This window comes from Arthrobacter sp. TB 23 (assembly GCF_000294595.1).
Classification (GTDB): domain Bacteria; phylum Actinomycetota; class Actinomycetes; order Actinomycetales; family Micrococcaceae; genus Arthrobacter_D.
Window position 1 is genome coordinate 24,526 of sequence record NZ_ALPM01000075.1, and the last position, 19,645, is coordinate 44,170.

A 19,645-nucleotide genomic window follows, 5' to 3' on the forward strand; every position below is an offset into this window, starting at 1 on the left:
GCACAATTAAAAAATCACTCAGTTTACTCACCGCTGCCGCAATTCTAGGCACGGGGCTAATCGTATCAACACCGGCTCAGGCCTCACAAGCAAAATTAGAGTCAGAGTCCATGAGAAATGGTGGCGGAAACTATGTCATCTGGAAGACCGGCGACGCCGATACCGTCCGATCGCTCCTGACCAACGGGTCGGCCACGGGATCATTCACCGCAACTGAAGCATTCAGCACCCTGGAACTTCGCGCCGCCGGCACCTACACCGGCACCACTGCTCCGAAGGTTCGGGTGACCGTCGATGGGAAGACAGCCGGCGACATCACCCTCTCAAGTAAGTCGCAGCAAACCTACGCCCTCACCGGCGCTTGGGAATCAGGTACCCACAAGGTTGAGGTTGTGTACCTGAATGATTCGGGGCAGAACAGTGCGGTCCTGGATTATCTGGTTCCCGTCCCTGGGACCGAGGCGTCCCCCGCACCTGCACCCGCACCAACGCCAGGTCCCGCACCGAGACCAACTCCTCCTCCGACTGCTCCCGCGCCGGCTGCCAAGGACTACTCGCTGCACCCCTTTAGCTCCTCCGCCTTCTCCAACACCCCGGTGGGCCCCGCAGTGAGTTTTGCGGCTGCCGGTGATTCCCGCCACGGGGTTTTCCAACGAGGTGGAACGAACGTCAACAGCTCCCGCTGGTCCATCTCGGTACAGCAAGCAAAAACCAGCGACCCAGTGGCAACAGTCAGGGCGACTGCTGGTGGAACTCACTCGATCAGGATTCCGGTGAACGCCACCACCACTGGCGGAACAGATCAACACATGACGGTCATCCAGCCGGACAAGAAGACTGCCTACGAAGTGTGGGGGATGAAGCGCATTTCATCCACTGAGTGGACCGCCCGCTACCTGGTCAAGACCGATATCCAGGGCGAAGGCATGGCCGCCGGCGCGAGGGCCTCGGGCATCAGCCACCTCCACGGTTTGATCCGCAAGGACGAGTTAAAGAACCTGTCCATCAAACACTCAATTGCCATTGGCATCGGCAATGCCCAGCTTAAGAGCGTCAACAACGGCACGGGCGTCTGGCCGGCCCAGAAAGAGGACGGCGACTCGGCTAGGGCTTACACGGGAAACATCCCGATGGGTTCCATGTTTGCCCTGCCTGCATCCACCAACATTGATGCGCTCGGCCTGACCCCCGAAGGCAAGGCGCTAGCCCAGGCGTTGAAGGAATACGGAGGTCACGTGTTGATCCGTTCAAGCGGTGTCACGATCTACGCCGAAGCCGCGGCCGACCAGACCCAGGTCGAGTCCCTCAAAAAGGACTGGGCAAAGCTCCGCCCCCTGCTGCGCGTCGTCACCAACAACACCTCGAGCAATATCGCTGGTGCCCGCTAACCGACTGAGACAGGCCNNNNCCGGGTCGCGGCCAGTTCTGTGTTCAGGCCAGAGTCTCAGGAACACCTCGCGTCGGGCGAAGTGACCGGTTAGACTCCGTAGGCCATGGTTGAACAATCCCCGTTCCGCATCCTGACGGTATGTACAGGAAACATCTGCCGCTCCCCTATGACTGAGCGGCTTCTTCAGCAGGGCCTCGACACCCAGCATCCCGGGGTATTCAGTGTTGCCAGCGCCGGGACTGGAGCAATGTCGGGGTGGCCTATCGATTCCCGCGTCGCCGCGCAACTGGACAGTCTGGGAGTGGATCCGAGCGCGTTCGTTGCCCGATCCGTGACCGCCGAAATGCTTTCTTCCCAGGATTTGGTCATCGCCCTGACCAGGGCACACCGAAGCGAGATCCTTCGACTTGCCCCGTGGCTGCTGCAAAAAACCTTCACACTCAGGGAGCTGGGCCGACTCCTCCCCGGGGTGAGCCGCGACGAGTCGCTTCCGCCGCAGGAACAGCTTCGCAACGCACTACCCCGTGCGCTACGCGGCCGGTCAATGAGCTCTGTCGAGCCGGCAGATGACGACGTCGTCGACCCGTATGGGCGCGAGGAAGAACAGTTTCGGCATATGTTCGGCCAGGTTATCCCTGCTGTGGAAGCTATTTTGGCGTGGACCAAATAGCCACCAATGCATCATGCGGTGGGAAGTGGGCGGGGCCGGCGGAGGCTGGGGACAGAGTCTTCCATTGAAAGAATTCTCGTACACCGCCGGCCCCTGTCAGGGGCCGCTTCGTAGAGGCTGGCGTGGTCCGGAGTAGGCACACTTGGGGTATACGGCCTTTTCACGCCTTCGGAATGCCGTAGTTTTCCACGACCCCGACATAACGAGAATAATCCGCAAGTCGGCACTTTTCCCGGGTAACCACACCTTCATTTGGCGGTCCCGGTACTGATAAAAAGGGCCGGGACTACCTAACGTCTACCCGGCGCTACCAGCATAGGAGGATGATTCAACTACGAGGGCGAGGTCCTCCCGCCGGGTGATTCCAAGCTTCACATAGATCCGGTAGAGGTGTCCCTCAACAGTCCTGGGCGAAAGGGTGAGGCCCCCCGCAATCTCCCGGTTGGATGCTCCGTTGGCTGCCATCAATGCTATCTTCAGCTCCCGCCCGGTGAGATCACGAAGCTCGGTGGGCGCGACGGCCGACGCCGACAGGGGGCGCTCCAGCGCATCCCGACGACGGCGAAGGACTCTCAGCACTCCTCTGGACACGCTGGCATCTCCCTTGTCCTTGAGCAGTCGTAGCGCACGCGCCGATGCATCCACGGCAACGAAATGCTTCTGCTGTTCCTCCGCTAGATCACCCGCCTGTATCAACCGGTCAGGATCGTTGGCCAGGACCCCCGCGGCGTACTCCTGCAGCGCCCGAGCCTCCCCACCTTCGAAGGACGCCGCCAGCTCGTGGAGCCGCTTGATGAGTCGCTCGTCCCCGGTAAGAACCATAAATTCAAGGATCTCTTTCTCGCATCCCTCCATCCCCGTTGACCGGGCGCAGTCAGCAAGCCGGAACAATTCTTTGGAGAGCTCAACCGATGGGCTCTGCTGGTCCCTGGCCATAGCGACATAGGCAGCACCCAGGAGGCCTGAGGCCGCTGACCCCTTGGGCGGTGTTTGCTCAAACTCCGTTGCGAAACGTTCGGCCGTCCCGGGTTCGGACACCATCGCCGCCACCCAACTCGCTGCTGCAAGGGCGTAGGGAAGCATTGCCTGATGGTCCGATACTCGCAGCACAGTGATTGCCGGCAGAATGATCTCGTAGGCCTGCGTGAAGCGCCCCCGACGAGCACACAATACGGCGTCGAGCACTGCGATGGTGCCCCCGCTGAAAAAGCGGTCACCTATCCGTCCGCCGAAGTGTTCGTCGATGGCAGCCTCAGCGGCATCAAACTCCGCGTTATGAATTAGCAGGGAAACATGGCGCACTACCGCGAAGTTCTCTAGATCGGCTGACCCGCCAGCGTTCTGGGCAATCCTGTCAAGTGCCCGTTGCAGCAGAGCAGTACCTTCCTCGCTACGACCGGTGCTTCCCAGTGACTCCCCCAGAAGGCACAGCGCCACCGTTTCATTTAGAGGACAATTCCCGCCACTGGCCAGGAACTCCCGCATTAGCTGCTCTGATTGCCTGAAGCGTCCCTCCAGATTATGTGCCAGCGCCCGCAACAGATTTGCGTGCCGCGAGGGTTGTCCCTGGACGAGTTCGTCTGCACGTTGCGACCAGTGGTCAGCAAGCGTATGGATGACAGCTGTGCGTCCGTCGCGCGCCAGTTCTATCTGGGCGCTGAGCACCGCCGCGCTGGCGAGAGTTTCTAAGTCCTGAGGCTGATTAAGCAGAGCGTCCAGGTCGAGGTGTCCCTCCAGCGGGAGTCGAAGAAGGAATCGTGCTCGGAGGGCCTCAACCATTGCGGCTGGTGCAAGAACCGAACCTCTGACTGCTGCTGCAAGTCTGAGGGCGGACTGATGGTCGTGGTGGATGGATGCCAATCGTGCGCCTTCGACGAGGGCTTGATCGTCGACCTCCACACCACAATCCAACGCCCAATTCAGTTGCTGGACCTGATTATGCGCTCCAGCTGTCCACGGCTCGGTAACAGAGTCAAGGAAGGCGGTGCGGAGCTCGGAACTTCGATGAGACGGCACCAGCGAACGGATGATGCGTGAGTAGAGGGGCGGGTAACATCCAATAACCTGTGGGTTTGTGGGGTCTTCGCGAACTAACCCCAATTCGATCAGGCGGTGCACCGCCGGGGATGCGCCCAACCTCGCAACGTGGTCAGTACGCTCCGGTCCTGAGAGTGCGAGGCAGTCCAGGACATCGCGTTCCGCATCCGAAAGATCCAGTATCGAGCTCTCGCCGAGGTCCCTCAGCGACTCGTCAACACCAAATGGTTCCTCAATCAGCACCCAATGTCCTTCGCGTTGGATCAAAGCCTGGGACCTCACCGCATGGCTGATAGCTGAGCGAAGAAAGAGTGGATTACCCCCCGACTCTGCAGTGAAGTAGCTTACGGCGCCCCGAACCATCCGCGCACCCAGGAGACGTTCGCAGATTTCACCTGCCTCCTGAATGGTCAACGGCTGTAGGTCGAAACGCACCAGTAAGCCGTCTTCTTCAAGCGCTGGCAGGTCGCGGTGATGCCATCCGCCGTTTATCGTCAGGGCCGCTACCTTCACCGTTCCTGCGATGGCGAGTTGGGCCAGAAGGTAGGAGCTCTCTTGATCTAGCTCGTGGGCATCGTCGATGACCACCAGCGGTACCCGTCCTGGGCATTCCTTCCGAAAGAAGCCGACCAGGGCCCGCAAAACCGACAGTGAATCCACCATGTCGTCAGACCGTGCGTCACGGAGATAGGGCGCGAGTGCGCCATACGGAATGCCCGCCAGACCCCGGGTAGCCTGGACAAGGAAAGGCGTCGAAGGGAAGGTTGACCGATCGTCCATTAGTTGCCGGGCGAGGGTACTCTTACCCATACCCGGATGGCCGTAGATCAGTGCACCAGTGCAGTCAGCCCGCTCCAGGGCCGCAGCGAGCGCGGCTTCCATCTGCCGACGACCACCATTTCTGTTGCCTGCCGTTGTAAATCGCATCTCAGGCCTGCCCCGCTGGAACTAGTTCGGTAAGTTCAGCACGGGTACACACGTTGAGTTTTGAATAAACTTGATAGAGGTGTCCCTCGATTGTTCGAACTGACACGCACATTCTTTGCGCGATCTCCCGATTGGTCGCTCCAGCTGACGCGGCAATAGCGATTTCCCGTTCGCGCCCGGTCAGGGCTTCGAGGCGGCCTCCGAACGAGCCGTTCTCGTCGATGCCCGGGAGCACTTCCCTTACCCGTCGTTGGACATGGCGGATGAGTCTCCTGTCCGGCGATTGCACTGCAGTCTGAAGAGCGGTTTGGGCTGCTTCTTTCGCAAACATGGTGTCGCCGATCTTAGCCGCAAGCTCCATCGACTGGATCAGAAGCTCACAGTCCCTGCTGGCCAGTCCCTTCGCGTAAGTTTCGCTTAACCTGGCGAAGCTCCCTTGAAGGTGAGCTGAAATTGCGCTCAACGGTCCGATCGCCGACCGATCGCCTAGCCGTGCGGCACGACACACGGCCATTAGCTGGAACACTGCTACCCCTCGTTTAGCGTCCTCATCAGCAAACGCGAGCAGGTCCTTCGCCGCCGCTGCCTTCGACTCGGTATGTGAGGCGGCCACCAACTGGAAGTAGCGTGCCATGCGTCGCACCTTCCAGGGGCTGCTCGGCCCCGCTTCGCTGAGTGGCAGGAAGTTGATGACTTCCGGCAGATTTCGGGTGGAAGCGTAGCAGTAGCTCAGACCCGCAGCGGCGGCAGGCCTAACACCAAAGGGATCGCTGATGCGAAGCTGGTCAAAGGTGGGGGTGAGGATCGCCAGTGCCTCTTCAACCCGGCCCTGATGGGCGTGGCCGAGTGCCCGTGAGACCTGTTCATAGGATCGGGGTGCAAGATCAACTGCGGACAGGTCGGTGAGTGCCAGATCGCGAAGGTGTGCCACGCTACCGGCCTCGCCCAGCAGGCGGTGCGTCTCCCAGACCTGGACAAAAGCGAGCTCCCGGGTCTTGCTGGTTGTTTGATTGACCCGTAAGAAACTGGCGAGGCTTCGCGCCAACTCCATTGCCTCAGCCTGACGTGCCATCATGGTCCATGCCTCACACAGCAGCGTCTGGATCCGTGCCTGCGCGTCGGCCGGACGAGGTGTGCTGGGCTCGTTCTCCTCGGCGAGGAGGAGCGTAACCTCAGCATATGAGCCGTCGAATGCCGCCGTTTCGGCGCGGGCAATCAGGAGTTCGTCTTCCAGTGCAGCAGCGGTTGCTGGTAGCAGCCCAGCCGCACGTTGCGTCTCGAGAAGGCTGGCTGCCTGGTCGAGAACCTCCAACAGCGACCCCCGCCCAAGCCGCTGGTTTAGCTCAGACCGCAGAATGGCGAGCCTGACCTGGCTGGCGATCTCGGTGGTCTGGGTTGCTTCGGTGGCTTCGGTGGCAAGAGGAACCAACAGCGCCGCCGTGAGTTGCTCGGCCTCATCGAAACTTCCGAGGGCAAGGAGTGCGCGTAGCGCTTCTACGGCCAGTGAAACGTGGCTGGTTGCCGCTCGCCGGTAGGAGCACACACCCAGCGCCTCACTGTAGCTTCCCTGATCATTCAGTTCCTGAGCGGCCTCGACCGCCTGGCCTACCGCGAGGTCTGAACCGGCCCGCATCAACCACGCAGCGCGATGCACGGGGTCAAGCCCTCGACTCTCCCAGCCATCCGCAGTGGAGCAGAGCTGTGCATACAAGGCACTTGCTTCATCGGTTGAAATTCTGCTGAGACAATTGTCGGAAAAGACCAGACTGGCACAGGTCACAGTCGCCTGGAGGTCACGACCTACCGTGATCAGCCCGGCCCGCTGCAGACCGTCGACATCGTCGCCATGCACGAAAGACAAAAGGAACTGCTTCGGCAGACCACCACTGAGCGCAATGAGGTTTCCGGCGGTGCGACCTGGAGAACCAACCCCCTGTCCCACCGGAGAAGAGTTCGACACCGCCCCGTCTTGAATGTTGATTCCCGGCACTATCACCCAGGACCTGTCACTGGGAATCACGATGCCCCGCCTCGTCAGATCCTGGAGCGCAGCACGGATCAGACGTGGCACGCCGCTGCTCCGCTTCAACACCGCTCGAACCACTTCGCTGGATGCGGGACCTTCTAGCTCGGCCTGGACGAACATTCCCGTTTCCTTGAGGGAGAGCTCGTGGAGATCCACGCGACGCAACGACCCATCCCGCCACAGGCTCATGAAGGCTGAATCCGCCTGGGCAAAGGCGCCAGTTGCCAGCAGCAAACGGGCAGTTCTTGTTGCTGCGAGCTGCGCGATCACTGTCGCGGACTGAGGATCGAGTAGTTCCGCATTGTCGACGGCTAGCACTGCGGTCTTGCCATCTGCCAACCGATTAATCAGTTCAGTGATGCTCTGGATCAACTTCACCGGATGGCCAAGACCGGTTGGGTCCACTTCGGACAACAACGAAATTAGCGCACCATAGGGGGTGTTCGACGTTGCCTCGGATCCCCTGATTCGGATGACTTTTGTCGAGGGCGCCAGCTCTGAGACGAGTTCCTGCAGCAAGGCAGTCTTCCCTATCCCGGCACTGCCCACGAGGACTACGCCTGCTGACAGCGGCGACATCACTGCGCGTTTCGCCTGACTCAATTCCTCAGACCGTCCAACAAAGAACGGCTGGGCTGGCGCCCTCACGAGTCGCCGCCGACAGATGAGCTATTTTCGCCACAGCAACAGCAAATATTGAGAGACCCCATGAGACCCGTTCCTTTTCCCCAGATTGAATAGCAACAAGACCGAGTCTAGGAAGGTGTGAACAGGACCACACGAGTAGCCACTACTGGAAAAACACGTGGGCTACTCACTCGATGGGTGGCCCGGGGGCGCGGGACACTACTCGATCTGTGCTGGTGCACCACTTAGCCAGCGGGAATCGGCCCACTAGAAAGCGCCAGGCTCAGGCAGGTCCTCGCGTCGGCTGATGCCAAGTTTCGCGAAAATCCGGTACAGGTGACCCTCGACGGTCCGCACTGAGACACCGTGTTGGGAAGCAATTTCCCGGTTCGAATAGCCTTGGGAGGCCAGCGTCACGATGTCCTGTTCACGTCGGGTCAGCCTCGTGCCTGAGTCCGTGTCGGTGCTGGCTGGGCTCCGAAATCCTTCAAGACCGACCGTCAGGTCGTTCAGCTGGAGTTGCACAGCTCGGGAGTGCTGGATGTGGCCGTCGCGGGTCAGATGATCAATGGCCTGGCCGAGGCATTCAGCCGCGATCAAGAGGTATCCGGCCGTTTTGGCACTTTCGGCGACCGTCTCCAGCGATTGGGGATCCCTGGCCAGCATCGCCGTCGCCATCGCGTGCAACACAACACCTTCGCCGCCGTCGAAAGCTGCCGTCACATCCTGCAGCCTGGCCAGCGACCCGGTATCCCCAAACCGCACGGCGAGTTCCAGAGCGGTGGCAGCCAATGTCAGCATCCCCGCGGCCTCTGCTTCCCCGGCGATCCTGCGTAGTTCAACGATGCTGCGCGTTGCGCCGACAAACAGGGAGTTGCCTGCAGCGGAATACGCTTCACCAAGCAGCCAGGTCTGGGCAGGCCCGCCTCGGGACATCGATTGGAATTCGGTTACGTACCTCCGCGAGCCGGCGGAGTCGCCCACCATCGCGCACGCGTAGGCAGCAAGCCCGGTGGCCAGAGGCAGCAGTTGAGCAATGTCGGTTTCCCGAAAGCCTTCTACCGCGAGGATAAGCCGTTTACGGGCCGTCCTCATTTTTCCCTGGCGCAGGGCAACGAGCCCGTCCGAGAACTCCAGCACCCCACCGAAATAGACCAGCCCGCCGTTCGCCGACTGCGAGTATTCCTGGAGTAGCTCGCGCACCTCCCCCCAGCGGCCCGCATGAGTCAAGGCGGCTCCGTGGCGGGCCAGCACAAACTCCCGATGGCCCAGGTAGGAATGTCCTCCCTCAGCGACGATTTTCAGTGCGGTGGCGGTTGACTCGGTCCCTAGCGCTGGGCGGCCGGTAGAATACTGGGCCTCCCCGAGCAGAGCGTGAGCCATCAGGCTCGTCTCCTCCGTTCGGTTGACAGCTGAGAGCACTGCGCGAATATCCTTCTCAGCTTTAAAGTAGTTCCCTTCCAGGTTGAGGGCGAAACAGTGAAGGAGCCGGCAGCCCAGACGTGACACGGCAACGGACAGGGCGGCTTCTTCTCCCCTTGCGCTCTCAATCGAGGTGACCAGGGTTTCCCACCGTCGCGCGTCACTTCGGATGTCAGCCGGTCGGCTGCCATCACGCATCCTGAGGTCGACCGAAAGCAGCGTTGCCTCTTTCGCTAGCCGGAGGCTGTCACAGGCAACCAGCGCCTCATCGACCAGTTCCCTGGCGTAGGCAAACTCCCCGTGGGTCATCCTGGCCCGTGCAATCTCGACCAACGCCCTGGCCTTCAACGTTGAGGACCGGACCACGCGTGCCGCACGCAGGGCGAATTCCGGGTTGAAGAGACGATTGGCAACGATCGCAGCCCGAAGTAGCGTGTCGTCCTCCAACACCGCACCACAGTCGAGTCCCCACGACACACTTCGCAGGAGACCATCGACGGAATTGGTATGACCAACGCTGGACTCGAGAACCCGCCGCCGAATAGCGCGGCTGCGGCCAATTGGCACCCTGGCACGAATCACTTCACCGTAGAGGGGATGCCCCAGGCTTACCCTGGGATCCAACCCGCCGGGCATCGCGATGAGTTGGTCCTTTAGCAGCTTGCTGACAGCCTGTTCATCGCTGCAGTTTCGCAGTACGTCGAGAGCGATCGGCTCAGCAAGGGCGACCGTTTCGAGAACCTCGACCTCCTCAGCGGTCAGCCCACGGAGCTGGCCTTTGATCAGATCGGTAAGCCGCAGGTTGATTTGCGGTAATTCACCCGAGAGACACCAGACCCCGTTGCGCAACACCAGGTACTTGTCCCGGGTCCCTTCGCTGAGAAGGGCGAGAAGGAACATCGGGTTCCCGGCTGTGGTGCGCGCCAGAACTGCGCTCACGCTGGAGAGGACCTCTGCACCGAGCTCTCGGAGACATAGTTCGTGGATTTCCGAGGTAGTCAGCGGTTCGAGGACGAACCGGGGGAGCAACCCCTCACGCCACAGCGCCACAAACTCGGACGGCGGCCCCGGTGTGGAACGGGAGAAGACCAGCACCTTGGCGCGGCGGGTTGCAGCCAGTTGGGCAAGTAGTACCGAGCTGCCATCATCGAGGTCCTGGGCATCATCAACGACCACCAAAGGAAGTGCTGCACCTGCAGCCTGATTCCCGAGGCGGGCCAGGAGCCTGCGGTAGATTCCCACGGGTGAGCCGGCCTCCGCTGCTGACACATCGGCAAGGAACGGCGCCAGTGCCCCAAACGGTACTTGTTTCAGCGAGGGTCTTGCCCTGACGTTGAGGGCATCGCGACCGCCGTCCGAGTCACTCACCAAAAGGCGTGCGAGGGCCGTTTTGCCCAGTCCCGGCTCCCCCACCACCAGCACGCCGAAATGCTGCTTGTCGCCGAGGGTTTGCACGATGCTCGCTACCAGCGATTCCCGCCCCACGAGCGAATTCATCCCGGGCTCGGAGCGGGTCTCCGGATCGCTGCTATCCAAGGATAGCCCGGAGTTGTTGACGGTTTCTTACCTCAAGTTTTGCGTATACCTGATGCATGTGCGCTTCAACAGTTCGGACCGAAACGGTGTGAGCTTCCGCAATGTCCCGATTCGATGCTCCGTTGGCTACCTCTAGGGCGATAGTCCGTTCCCGTTCAGTGAGTTGGTCGAGTAACCGTTGCCGCGCTTCGGCCCCCAACTGACCGATAGCAGCAAAAATGCTGCCCGTGTCAGTGCTCACCTCGTCGTCCCCTGCGCCATGCGACAAGGTGCGAGCAAGCTCTGCTGCATCATGGGCAAGCCGATAATTGCCACTGTCAGCGGCAGACCGTGCAGCCTTGAGGAGCTGGTCGGAATCGCCCGAGGCTACTCCCTTGCCATAAAATGCACACGTCCGGGCGAAGACGCCCTGCCCATCACGACCAGTCGTGGCGAGCCGATCGGCAACTTCGGTGAGCCCGAGCTGGACGGCCTGGCAGAGGAAGAACAGCTCATGCCCCCTGTTGCCCTGCTGCCGATCCTCATCGGCCATGCTCAGCATGTCGTGTGCCACTTCGAGATCATCACGGGTGGCGGTTGAGGCGAGTGCTGCGAAGTACTGAGTGGCCCGCAAGGTCCGCCAGTCCAGCCTGTGCCCGTCCAGGTCAACGTGTTTCAGGTGCCCGAGTGCTGCCTGAAGATCTCCCACCAAGGTGAAAGCGTATGCGGTCGCAGCCTCTGCCAGGACCCTCAGTTGGTGCCGGTCGCTAATACGTAGCTGGCTGACGGCTGGAAGCAGCTTCGTCAGCGCCTCGGCGCCTCTGCCCGCGTACGCGTTGAGGCATCCCTCTGCCAGTTCAGACGACGACCCGTCATACTTGCCCGCGATCGACTGCTCGTCGTGATGGTGCAGGATCGACTCGCACTGGCTCCAGTTTCCGGAGACCAGCAGCACCGAAAACATCCGTGCCTGAGCTGCCTCAGCCACCAGCGGATCATCCGTGTCGTCAGCCAGATGTGACACCACTGACTGGCACACCCGGATTGCCTCATCCTGGTGCCCGGTAATACATAGTGCTTCAGCCAGCCAGGAACACAGTTCGTGCCGCATTGTTGGCTGCATAGTCGAATGCTTTTTCAGGAGGTCGTTGACTGGAGCCAGAATGTCCTGGTACTTGCCGTTGTAAGCGTTCAGTTCGGCTGCCAGCAGCTCGGTCTCAAGCAGAAGATCGGTCGCCCCCTGCGTGCCCTTCACGAGTTCGGCATTTACTCGCTGGCGGACCTCAGCGATCAGGTCATCCACTTCGGTGTACCGCTCATGAAGCCGGGTGAGCAGCCGACATCTGAGGAGCCGAACCTTTACCCAGTTGTCAAGATCATGGTGCTCGTGGCCCACTTCGATCTCGCGGTCAAGGATGGCCACCGATCTGGTGATCTTGCCTTGAACTCCGTATGCCCAGGCTTCCTCGATAGCGAAATCCGCTGATCGTGCGGCGGTCGGCACCGTCTGCAGGAACCGTTGCGCCCCGGCGGAGTCAAAGTGGCGATTTGCCAGCCGTGCAGCCTCCAGTGCTGCTTCGGGCGCGATCTTGATACCGTTCTCCAGGCACCAGTGGGCATACCTGATCCTGCTAATGGCTGGCATTGGGCGACTGAGGATTGACGCTGCGAGTGTCGTGAGAAGCTCTGGCTTGGGGGCGCCCGCCATCTGCTGGCCGATGACGTCCCCGACCAGGCTGTTGGCAAACCGAACGACCGGACTGAGCGCGTGATTGACTTCAATAAGTCCGGATTCCAGCAGTGAGTCAATTGAGTCGGAGTCCACGAAGTCCGCGAGCATTTCTAGCGGAAGCGCCCCCATGATCGACACAATCTCCGCAGCGGCGCGCTGCGGCGGTGGCAGCCTGGACAGGCGCTCGATAATCCACTCGGTGAGGGATCGCCCCACTTCAGGGGACTTCTCTGAACCGTTCACCCAGATTCCGTCCTGCTTAACCAGATATCCTGAGTCTCTTTGCTCGCGGCTGGTGGCCTGCAGGAACAAGGGATTGCCGCCGCTCGCGTGCCACATATCAACCACGACGGCCCGCGCTACCGGTCCTCCCAATCCGGCGGTCAGTAGCTCGGCGGTGGCGCTGAGATCCAGCGGCTCCAGGTCGACACGCTTTAGGAGCCCGTCTTTCCACAGGTCGCAGAACTCTTCTGGTGCGGCGCTGAGGCTTTGACACACAACCAGAACCTTTACCGCGTTGATCCTGGCCAGGTGGGCTATCGCCATGGCCGATGAGCCGTCGAGTGCTTCAGCGTTGTCTACCAGCATGAGTGTCTGGCGGCCGTCGTTGCGGACCGAAAACAGTGTCTGCAATCTCCGTAGCAGCAGTAGCGGGTTGGCGACGGCGTCGTCGCTCAACTCGCTGAGCACAAAGTTCAGGGCGCCATAGGGCATTCCCGCGGCGCCGGTCGTACCCCGAACGTAGACCAGCGCAAAGCCGTCCTCCGCTTGACGGGCAATGTGTTGTGCCAGAGAGGTTTTCCCGATCCCGGCCTGGCCGGTGAGGATCGCGCCCCTGAACCGCTCATTCCGCAAAGCAGCCAGCAGTGAAGTGATCTCGTCCTTTCGGCCGACCAGCGGCCAACTTCCTTGCACCCCAAACATAGCGCCCCACTACATGGTGCAGGCCGACACGGCGAGTCGTCCCAGCCCGACAGATTTAACGGTGTTGTGTCACTTCACCGCCGGTTTCCGCTAGCGCCTCCGAGTCCGCCTCGACGGGCGCATGCGTTAGTGGACAACGATACGCCGGGGAACGGAATATGGCACGGGAATTTAGAAGAACCTTTTACCTCGGTCCAAAAGGACCAGCTACCAAAGACAGCAAAAAAGGGACCGACGTTGGGATGGGGGTGGCCCAGTCTCAGAGGCCGCCCAACGTCGGCCCCCGCATTTGGGGCCTACTAGGCCTGACGCGGTTTGGGCTTTAGCTGTCCCTGACCGGTGGTCGTGAGTATATTTTATACGCTATTTCCCAGCGGAGTGGAACTTCTGCTGAGCGCTGACAAGCCCATCCACGATGAGAGATTCCACCGCGTCGGCTGCATCTTCCAGGAGGAACGCTAGATCCTTCTTTTCCACCGGGCTGAAATCCCTGAGCACGTGATCGGCGGCGTCCTGGCGGCCCGGCGGGCGGCCCACTCCGACCCTGACCCGAAGGTAGTCCTTGGTTCCGAGTGCCTTGGAAATGTCGCGGAGCCCGTTGTGTCCGCCTTCACCGCCTCCGGTCTTCAGTTTGACCGTGTTGAAGTCGATGTCAATCTCATCATGCACCGCGATAACGCGCTCGGCGGGAATGTCGTAGAACCGACACAGCGCGTTCACCGGGCCACCTGTCAGGTTCATGAAGGTCAGCGGCTTGGCGAGCACCAGCCGCGGCCCGCCCAGACCTAGCCGCCCCTCAAGCACGGCGGCATGAGCTTTGTGGCTTTTGAACTTTCCGCCCAGCCGCGCGCCCAGGACATCGAGAACCATCTGTCCAACATTGTGCCGGTTATGGCTGTAGCCGGGCCCGGGGTTGCCGAGCCCGACTACAAGCCAGGAGTCAGTCGCCATGAATGCGCCGGAGAAGTGGCTACTCGCCTTCTTCTGACTTCTCGCCGGAGGCAGCTACAACGTCGCCTTCTGCAACTGTCTCTTCGTCATCTTCGCCGAGGTCCTGGACGGTCGGCTCGCTGATGTTGACGATCAGGGTGTCGTCTTCGATCAGCAGGGTGACGCCCTTCGGCAGTACGATGTCCGAAGCGTGGATGTGCTCGCCGACGGTGCGTCCCTCGACGTTGACGGTCAGCGAATCCGGTAGGTGGGTTGCTTCTGCTTCAACCTCAACCGAGGTGTGCTCAAGGTTCATCACGGCACCCGGTGCCAGTTCGCCTTCGACGTGGATGTAGACGTCAACAGTGACCTTCTCGCCGCTACGAACGGTCAGGAGGTCAAGGTGCTCCACGATGCGCTTCAGCGGGTTGCGGACCACGTACTTGGCAAGGGCGAGGTGCTTTTCCCCTTCGACGTCGAGGGTAAGCAGGGCGTTGGAGGTCCGCAGGGCCAGCGTGGTGGCCTTGGAAGGCAGCAGAACGTGGATGGGATCGGCGCCGTGGCCGTAGATGACCGCGGGGATTTTGTCCTCGCGGCGTGCGCGGCGGGCTGCACCCTTACCGAATTCGGTGCGTACTTCTGCGGGAAGTGTGAGGTCAGACATTGAGTCTCCTGTGTTGACGAGTAGTGGATCGTTGCTGGGCAAACGATCGGCATCTGTCTAGAAACAGTCAACACGCTTAGTGTTGGACTCTCGTCACTAGCCACCGTCGATCACGGAACGAATCCCGGAGGTACCGGGATGCTCCCTCGCCTAGGCATCGCGTTCAATCTTACAGCACCCTGAGCGTCCGGAAGGACACCGCCGAAGCCCGGAAACCGGCGTCGTCATCTGGTGTTCCTCATGATCCTCTATTGTGTGACACGTACCGTTGAAATCGAGGACTCCCGGCGGGTTTCCCGAGGAAACCCACCTAGGCCGTACGAAGGATCAGCATGCGAATATCTGTTATCGGTTGTGGGTACCTTGGCGCGGTTCACGCGGCCTGCATGGCGAAGTTGGGACACGAAGTCGTCGCAATCGATGTGGACGAGCGGAAGATCAGCGAACTCCAGGCTGGCCGGTCCCACTTTTTCGAGCCCGGTCTGCCGGAGCTTCTTCACGAAGTCCTCCAAACCGGCCGGCTAAAATTCAGCTCAAACATCGCGGATGCCCGGGGTTCGCAGGTGCATTTCCTCTGCGTAGGGACGCCGCAGCGGAAGGGCGAATACGCCGCCGACCTGAAATACGTGGACGCTGCGTTCTCCTCGCTCGTTGACGCGCTTGAGGCCGGAAACCTGGTGGTCGGGAAGTCAACGGTTCCAGTGGGCACTGCTGCGCGGCTCGCCGATGACCTGTTGGAGAGGTTTCCCGAAGCCACCCTGGCGTGGAACCCTGAGTTCCTGCGAGAGGGCTTCGCCGTCAAGGACACCCTTAGCCCCGACCGACTGGTGTACGGAGTGCCGTCCGGCGAGGACGGGCATCGGGCCACCGAGCTGCTTGATGAGGTGTATGCGGGACCGATGGGGCTGGGCACCAGGAGGCTGGTTGTCGACTATGCCACCGCTGAACTGGTCAAGTCGGCGGCGAACTCGTTCTTGGCAACCAAGATTTCTTTCATCAATGCGATGGCGGAAGTATGCGACGCAGCGGGAGCGGATGTCACCCTCCTGGCGGACGCCATCGGGATGGACGACAGGATTGGCCGCAAGTTCCTCAACGCGGGCATCGGTTTTGGCGGGGGCTGTCTTCCCAAGGACATTCGTGCGTTCATGGCACGAGCGGGCGAGCTCGGCGCTGATCAGGCCCTGACCTTCCTTCGGGAGGTGGATGACATCAACCTCCGACGCCGGATCAGGGTCGTCGAGCTGACCCGCCAGTTGGTGGGCGGATCGCTCCTCGGGAAACGGATCACTGTGTTGGGGGTAGCGTTCAAGCCCAATAGCGACGACGTCAGGGACTCCCCCGCACTCAGTATCGCTGCCCAACTCCAGCTTCAGGGCGCTGACGTGACAGTTACCGATCCGGAGGCTCTGAGTAATGCGAAGGGTCGTTTCCCGGAGCTAACCTACGAGCCCGATTTCAATGCGGCAGTCACCAAAGCCAACGCCCTGCTGGTCCTGACTGAATGGGATCAGTACCGCTCACTGAATCCGGCGGACCTGGCTTCGCAGGTAACGAGCAAAAACATTCTTGACGGACGTAACGTTCTGGATCCAGTCCAGTGGCGGGCCGCTGGGTGGACCTACCAGGGTATCGGGCGGCCGTAACGGCCATCCCGATACCCCAATCAGTCGACTCTAGGCGTTGCCGTCAAAGAGACTGGTGACGGATCCGTCGTCGAACACTTCACGGATTGCCCGCGCGATCAGCGGCGCAATTGAGAGCACGGTGAGCTGCGGGAACCGCTTTTCGGATGGGATGGGCAGGGTGTTGGTCACCACTACCTCGCGGGCGCCGGACTCGGAAAGACGGCGGGCCGCCGGGTCCGAGAACACGGCGTGGGTCGCGGCAATGATGACATCCTTGGCGCCCGCGTTCTTCAGAACCTGGACCGCCCCGGAAATGGTCCCGCCAGTATCGATCATGTCGTCGATCAGCACACAGGTCCGTCCCTCGACCTGACCCACTACCTGCTTGGAGACGGCCTGGTTGGGAACCGTGAGGTCGCGGCTTTTGTGCACGAAAGCCAGCGGTGACCCGCCCAACCGCTCGGCCCACTGCTCGGCTACCCTGACCCGGCCGGTGTCGGGGGACACCACGGTGACGTTGTCGGCGTCGACCCGGGTGCGGATGTAGTCAGCGAGCAACGGAATGGCCATCAAGTGGTCTACGGGACCGTCGAAGAAGCCCTGGATCTGCGAGGTGTGCAGGTCAACGGACATGAGCCGGTTGGCGCCGGCCGTCTTGTACAGGTCGGCGACGAGCCGCGCGGAGATCGGTTCGCGGCCGCGTCCCTTCTTGTCCTGCCGGGCGTAGGGGTAGAACGGGGAGACAACAGTGATCCGTTTGGCCGATGCCCGCTTCAGCGAATCGATCATGATGAGCTGCTCCATCAGCCAGTTATTCAGGGGCGCCGGGTGTGCCTGGATAACGAACACGTCGGTGCCGCGCACGCTCTCGCCGGATCGAACGTAGATCTCGCCGTTCGCGAAATCGTAGGCGGAGATGGGCAGCAGCTCGGTGCCAAGTGCTGCAGCAATTTCCTCCGCAAGTTCCGGGTGGGCCCGGCCAGAGGCCAGGACCAGTTTCTTCTCGCCGCGTGCGGTGATCTCACTCATGAACGGTCGCTTTCGTCAGTGCTGGTGATGCTGCTGGTGGATTCACCGGTGGCAAGTTTTTCGGGAGCGGCCGCTTGGGCCGCGTTTGCGGCTGAGCTGCCGGGGCGTTTGGCCTGCACCCAGCCCTCGACGGTGCGCTGGGGTGCGACGTTGACAGCAAGTGCGCCCGGCGGAACCTCGTTGCGCACAATGGCGCCGGCGCCAGTGTAGGCGCCGTCGCCGATTGTCACCGGGGCGACGAAGACGGTGTTCGATCCGGTGCGGACATTGCTGCCGATGGTGGTGCGGTGCTTGTTGACGCCGTCGTAGTTGGCGGTGATGTTGCCGCAGCCGATGTTCGTGTCCTCACCGATCTCGGTGTCCCCCGCGTACCCGAGGTGTGACAGCTTCGATCCGCGACCGATGATGACGTTCTTCGTCTCGTAGAATGCCCCGATCTTGCCGTCCTCGCCGAGGACCGTTCCGGGTCGCAGGTAGGTGAACGGGCCAACGGTGGCACGGGCGCTGATAGCGGCACCGGATCCATGGGTCCGAAGCACTGTCGCCCCTTCCCCCACCACCACATCGGTGAGGGTGGTGTCAGGGCCGACGACGGCGTCGCGCGCAATCTCGCAGGCGCCGTGAAGCTGGGTGCCAGGCAGGATCGTGACGTCCTCTGCCAGCTGCACCGAGGTATCGATCCAGGTGGTGGCGGGGTCGATGATTGACACACCGGAGCGCATCCATCGGGTCAGGGTGCGACGGTTGAGCTCGGCGCCGAGGGCTGCCAGCTGCACGCGGTCGTTGGCTCCCTCTACCTGCCAAGGATCGTCGGAGACGACGGCGGCGACCCTGCCGCCCCGGTCTGAAGCGATGCCTAGGACATCGGTCAGGTACATTTCGCCTTGGGAATTCCCTGCGGTGACTGAGGTGAGGGCGCTGCGCAGAATTGCCGCGTCAAACGCGTAGATGCCCGAGTTGATCTCGTTGATGGACCGCTGGGCGTCGGTGGCATCCTTGTGTTCGACGATGCCGGTGACAGTGCCGTCGGCGGCCCGCAGAATCCGCCCATAGCCGGTAGCGTCCTCAAGAACGGCGGTCAGCACGGTCACCGCGTTGTCCTTGGTCGAGTGGGATTCAACCAGCTGAGCGAGAGTGTCGGCTGTCAGCAGCGGCACGTCGCCGTAGGTGACAACTATGGTTCCTTCGAGGGGCGCCCCGGCGGCCCGGTCAAGTGCGTCAAGCGCTACCTGGACTGCTCGACCGGTGCCTGGCACATCGTCCTGGTCGACGATGACCGCTCCCGGGTCGAGGCTGGCAATGTGGCTGGCGACGAGGTCTCGTTCGTGCCGGACCACGACAGCCATTGCCTCGGGGACCACTCCCCTGGCCGCGGCCATGGCATGCCCCACCATCGATCGCCCGCCCAGAGTGTGGAGGATCTTCGGTGTACGGGATTTCATCCGGGTACCCGCGCCCGCGGCGAGCACGATGACAGCGGCCGGGCGAAGGGCTCCTGCCTCTGAGTCTGATACCTGGGGATGCGTGTTTGAGGTCTGCGGACCCATTGAGGAGACACTCCTGCCTGTAGTTTCTCTGTCAACCGGAAAAGTACAGGCTCACACCGGCAATACTACCCGCGGCACTACCGCCCGACAGTTCCGCCCATAGGATTCGAACCTATACTCCACAGCTCCAAAGGCTGGGGTGCTGCCATTACACCAGGGCGGACTGCGCTGAAGGAACTGACTAATTTCCGTCCCTAAGCGCGGTTATCCAGTTTGCCACGAGTCGGGGGCATCCTGCGACTTGGTAGCCCCCATCCGGTCAGTCCGTGGCGAAGTGGGCAGAGTCACCTCGGTTGGAGCCAATCCATGCCCCCTTGGAACCTATACGTGGTCCGCAAGCAGCATTTCTCCTGCTGCTACCCAGTGGGATGCACCGGGTTCGGACACCTTGACCTGCTGCGTCTCACGGCTTGGCGGGTGGTCAGCGGGCGGTCCGGTGCCTGATCTTCGGTGCTGATTTCTGGTGCTGAAAAATAGTTGAGAAAGTTTTTCTGGTGGCCCTGAATCGGCCCCTATTTTGTCAGTGCTCGATGATGGAATAAAGGTATGAAAGGCAGCGACGCTTCTGCTCCCGGAT

Annotated in this window: 11 protein-coding genes and 1 tRNA gene; 3 read left to right on the plus strand and 9 right to left on the minus strand. The window is 61.4% G+C overall.

Features of this window, described 5'->3' with window-relative positions; translation table 11 throughout:
• Window positions 1–110: 110 nt before the first annotated feature.
• Both B384_RS0111245 and B384_RS0111250 read left to right on the plus strand, forming a co-directional pair.
• On the plus strand, window positions 111–1,388 hold the full coding sequence (locus B384_RS0111245) for a carbohydrate-binding domain-containing protein (RefSeq protein ID WP_019483213.1): 1,278 nt from the start codon (window positions 111–113) through the stop codon (window positions 1,386–1,388).
• Window positions 1,389–1,493: 105 nt separating this feature from the next.
• Window positions 1,494–2,060 carry an arsenate reductase/protein-tyrosine-phosphatase family protein gene (locus tag B384_RS0111250; RefSeq protein WP_026041141.1) on the plus strand — a complete coding sequence of 189 codons (567 nt, stop codon included), beginning with the start codon at window positions 1,494–1,496 and terminating at the stop codon, window positions 2,058–2,060.
• A 297-nt stretch (window positions 2,061–2,357) separates the two neighbouring features.
• Here B384_RS0111250 and B384_RS0111255 read toward each other — a convergent pair whose 3' ends face one another.
• The 6 genes from B384_RS0111255 to B384_RS0111280 all read right to left on the minus strand — a co-directional run bounded on the left by B384_RS0111255 (window position 2,358) and on the right by B384_RS0111280 (window position 14,864).
• The gene (locus B384_RS0111255) at window positions 2,358–4,979 is read right to left on the minus strand and encodes a LuxR C-terminal-related transcriptional regulator (RefSeq protein WP_019483215.1); all 2,622 of its coding nucleotides are present in this window, start codon (window positions 4,977–4,979) and stop codon (window positions 2,358–2,360) included.
• A 46-nt stretch (window positions 4,980–5,025) separates the two neighbouring features.
• Complete coding sequence (locus B384_RS0111260) at window positions 5,026–7,698, minus strand: helix-turn-helix transcriptional regulator (RefSeq protein WP_272942573.1); 2,673 nt, start codon at window positions 7,696–7,698, stop codon at window positions 5,026–5,028.
• A 246-nt stretch (window positions 7,699–7,944) separates the two neighbouring features.
• Entirely contained in the window at window positions 7,945–10,596 is a 2,652-nt protein-coding gene (locus tag B384_RS0111265) for a helix-turn-helix transcriptional regulator (protein WP_019483217.1), read from the minus strand.
• 31 nt (window positions 10,597–10,627) lie between these two features.
• Window positions 10,628–13,270 (minus strand): helix-turn-helix transcriptional regulator, encoded by a 2,643-nt coding sequence (locus tag B384_RS0111270; RefSeq protein WP_019483218.1) that lies wholly within the window; start codon window positions 13,268–13,270, stop codon window positions 10,628–10,630.
• A 363-nt stretch (window positions 13,271–13,633) separates the two neighbouring features.
• Window positions 13,634–14,221, minus strand: coding sequence for an aminoacyl-tRNA hydrolase (pth, locus tag B384_RS0111275; protein ID WP_019483219.1), 588 nt, complete (start codon window positions 14,219–14,221; stop codon window positions 13,634–13,636).
• A gap of 19 nt (window positions 14,222–14,240) precedes the next feature.
• The gene (locus B384_RS0111280) at window positions 14,241–14,864 is read right to left on the minus strand and encodes a 50S ribosomal protein L25/general stress protein Ctc (RefSeq protein ID WP_019483220.1); all 624 of its coding nucleotides are present in this window, start codon (window positions 14,862–14,864) and stop codon (window positions 14,241–14,243) included.
• Window positions 14,865–15,196: 332 nt separating this feature from the next.
• On the opposite strand from B384_RS0111280, the gene B384_RS0111285 reads away from it, so the two are divergent.
• A complete protein-coding gene (locus B384_RS0111285) occupies window positions 15,197–16,510 on the plus strand; it encodes a UDP-glucose dehydrogenase family protein (protein ID WP_026041142.1) in 1,314 nt (437 codons plus the stop codon).
• A 30-nt stretch (window positions 16,511–16,540) separates the two neighbouring features.
• Here the strand turns inward: B384_RS0111285 and B384_RS0111290 are convergent, their stop codons facing one another.
• The 3 genes from B384_RS0111290 to B384_RS0111300 form a co-directional block, all read right to left on the minus strand.
• Window positions 16,541–17,521: a ribose-phosphate diphosphokinase gene (locus B384_RS0111290; protein WP_019483222.1), complete on the minus strand. Its 981-nt coding sequence runs from the start codon at window positions 17,519–17,521 to the stop codon at window positions 16,541–16,543.
• Complete coding sequence (gene glmU, locus B384_RS0111295; protein WP_019483223.1) at window positions 17,518–19,068, minus strand: bifunctional UDP-N-acetylglucosamine diphosphorylase/glucosamine-1-phosphate N-acetyltransferase GlmU; 1,551 nt, start codon at window positions 19,066–19,068, stop codon at window positions 17,518–17,520. The genes B384_RS0111290 and glmU overlap by 4 nt, the downstream gene beginning before the upstream one ends.
• A gap of 91 nt (window positions 19,069–19,159) precedes the next feature.
• A tRNA-Gln gene (locus tag B384_RS0111300) sits at window positions 19,160–19,231 on the minus strand.
• Window positions 19,232–19,645 lie beyond the last annotated feature (414 nt).

Bases quoted from the DNA above. Each gene is read 5' to 3' on its own strand.
- B384_RS0111245 (WP_019483213.1), top strand. From the start codon at position 111: ATGAGAAATGGTGGCGGAAACTATGTCATCTGGAAGACCGGCGACGCC.
- B384_RS0111250 (WP_026041141.1), top strand. From the start codon at position 1,494: ATGGTTGAACAATCCCCGTTCCGCATCCTGACGGTATGTACAGGAAAC.
- B384_RS0111255 (WP_019483215.1), bottom strand. From the start codon at position 4,979: ATGGAAGCCGCGCTCGCTGCGGCCCTGGAGCGGGCTGACTGCACTGGT.
- B384_RS0111265 (WP_019483217.1), bottom strand. From the start codon at position 10,596: ATGAATTCGCTCGTGGGGCGGGAATCGCTGGTAGCGAGCATCGTGCAA.
- B384_RS0111270 (WP_019483218.1), bottom strand. From the start codon at position 13,270: ATGTTTGGGGTGCAAGGAAGTTGGCCGCTGGTCGGCCGAAAGGACGAG.
- pth (WP_019483219.1), bottom strand. From the start codon at position 14,221: ATGGCGACTGACTCCTGGCTTGTAGTCGGGCTCGGCAACCCCGGGCCC.
- B384_RS0111280 (WP_019483220.1), bottom strand. From the start codon at position 14,864: ATGTCTGACCTCACACTTCCCGCAGAAGTACGCACCGAATTCGGTAAG.
- B384_RS0111285 (WP_026041142.1), top strand. From the start codon at position 15,197: ATGCGAATATCTGTTATCGGTTGTGGGTACCTTGGCGCGGTTCACGCG.
- B384_RS0111290 (WP_019483222.1), bottom strand. From the start codon at position 17,521: ATGAGTGAGATCACCGCACGCGGCGAGAAGAAACTGGTCCTGGCCTCT.
- glmU (WP_019483223.1), bottom strand. From the start codon at position 19,068: ATGGGTCCGCAGACCTCAAACACGCATCCCCAGGTATCAGACTCAGAG.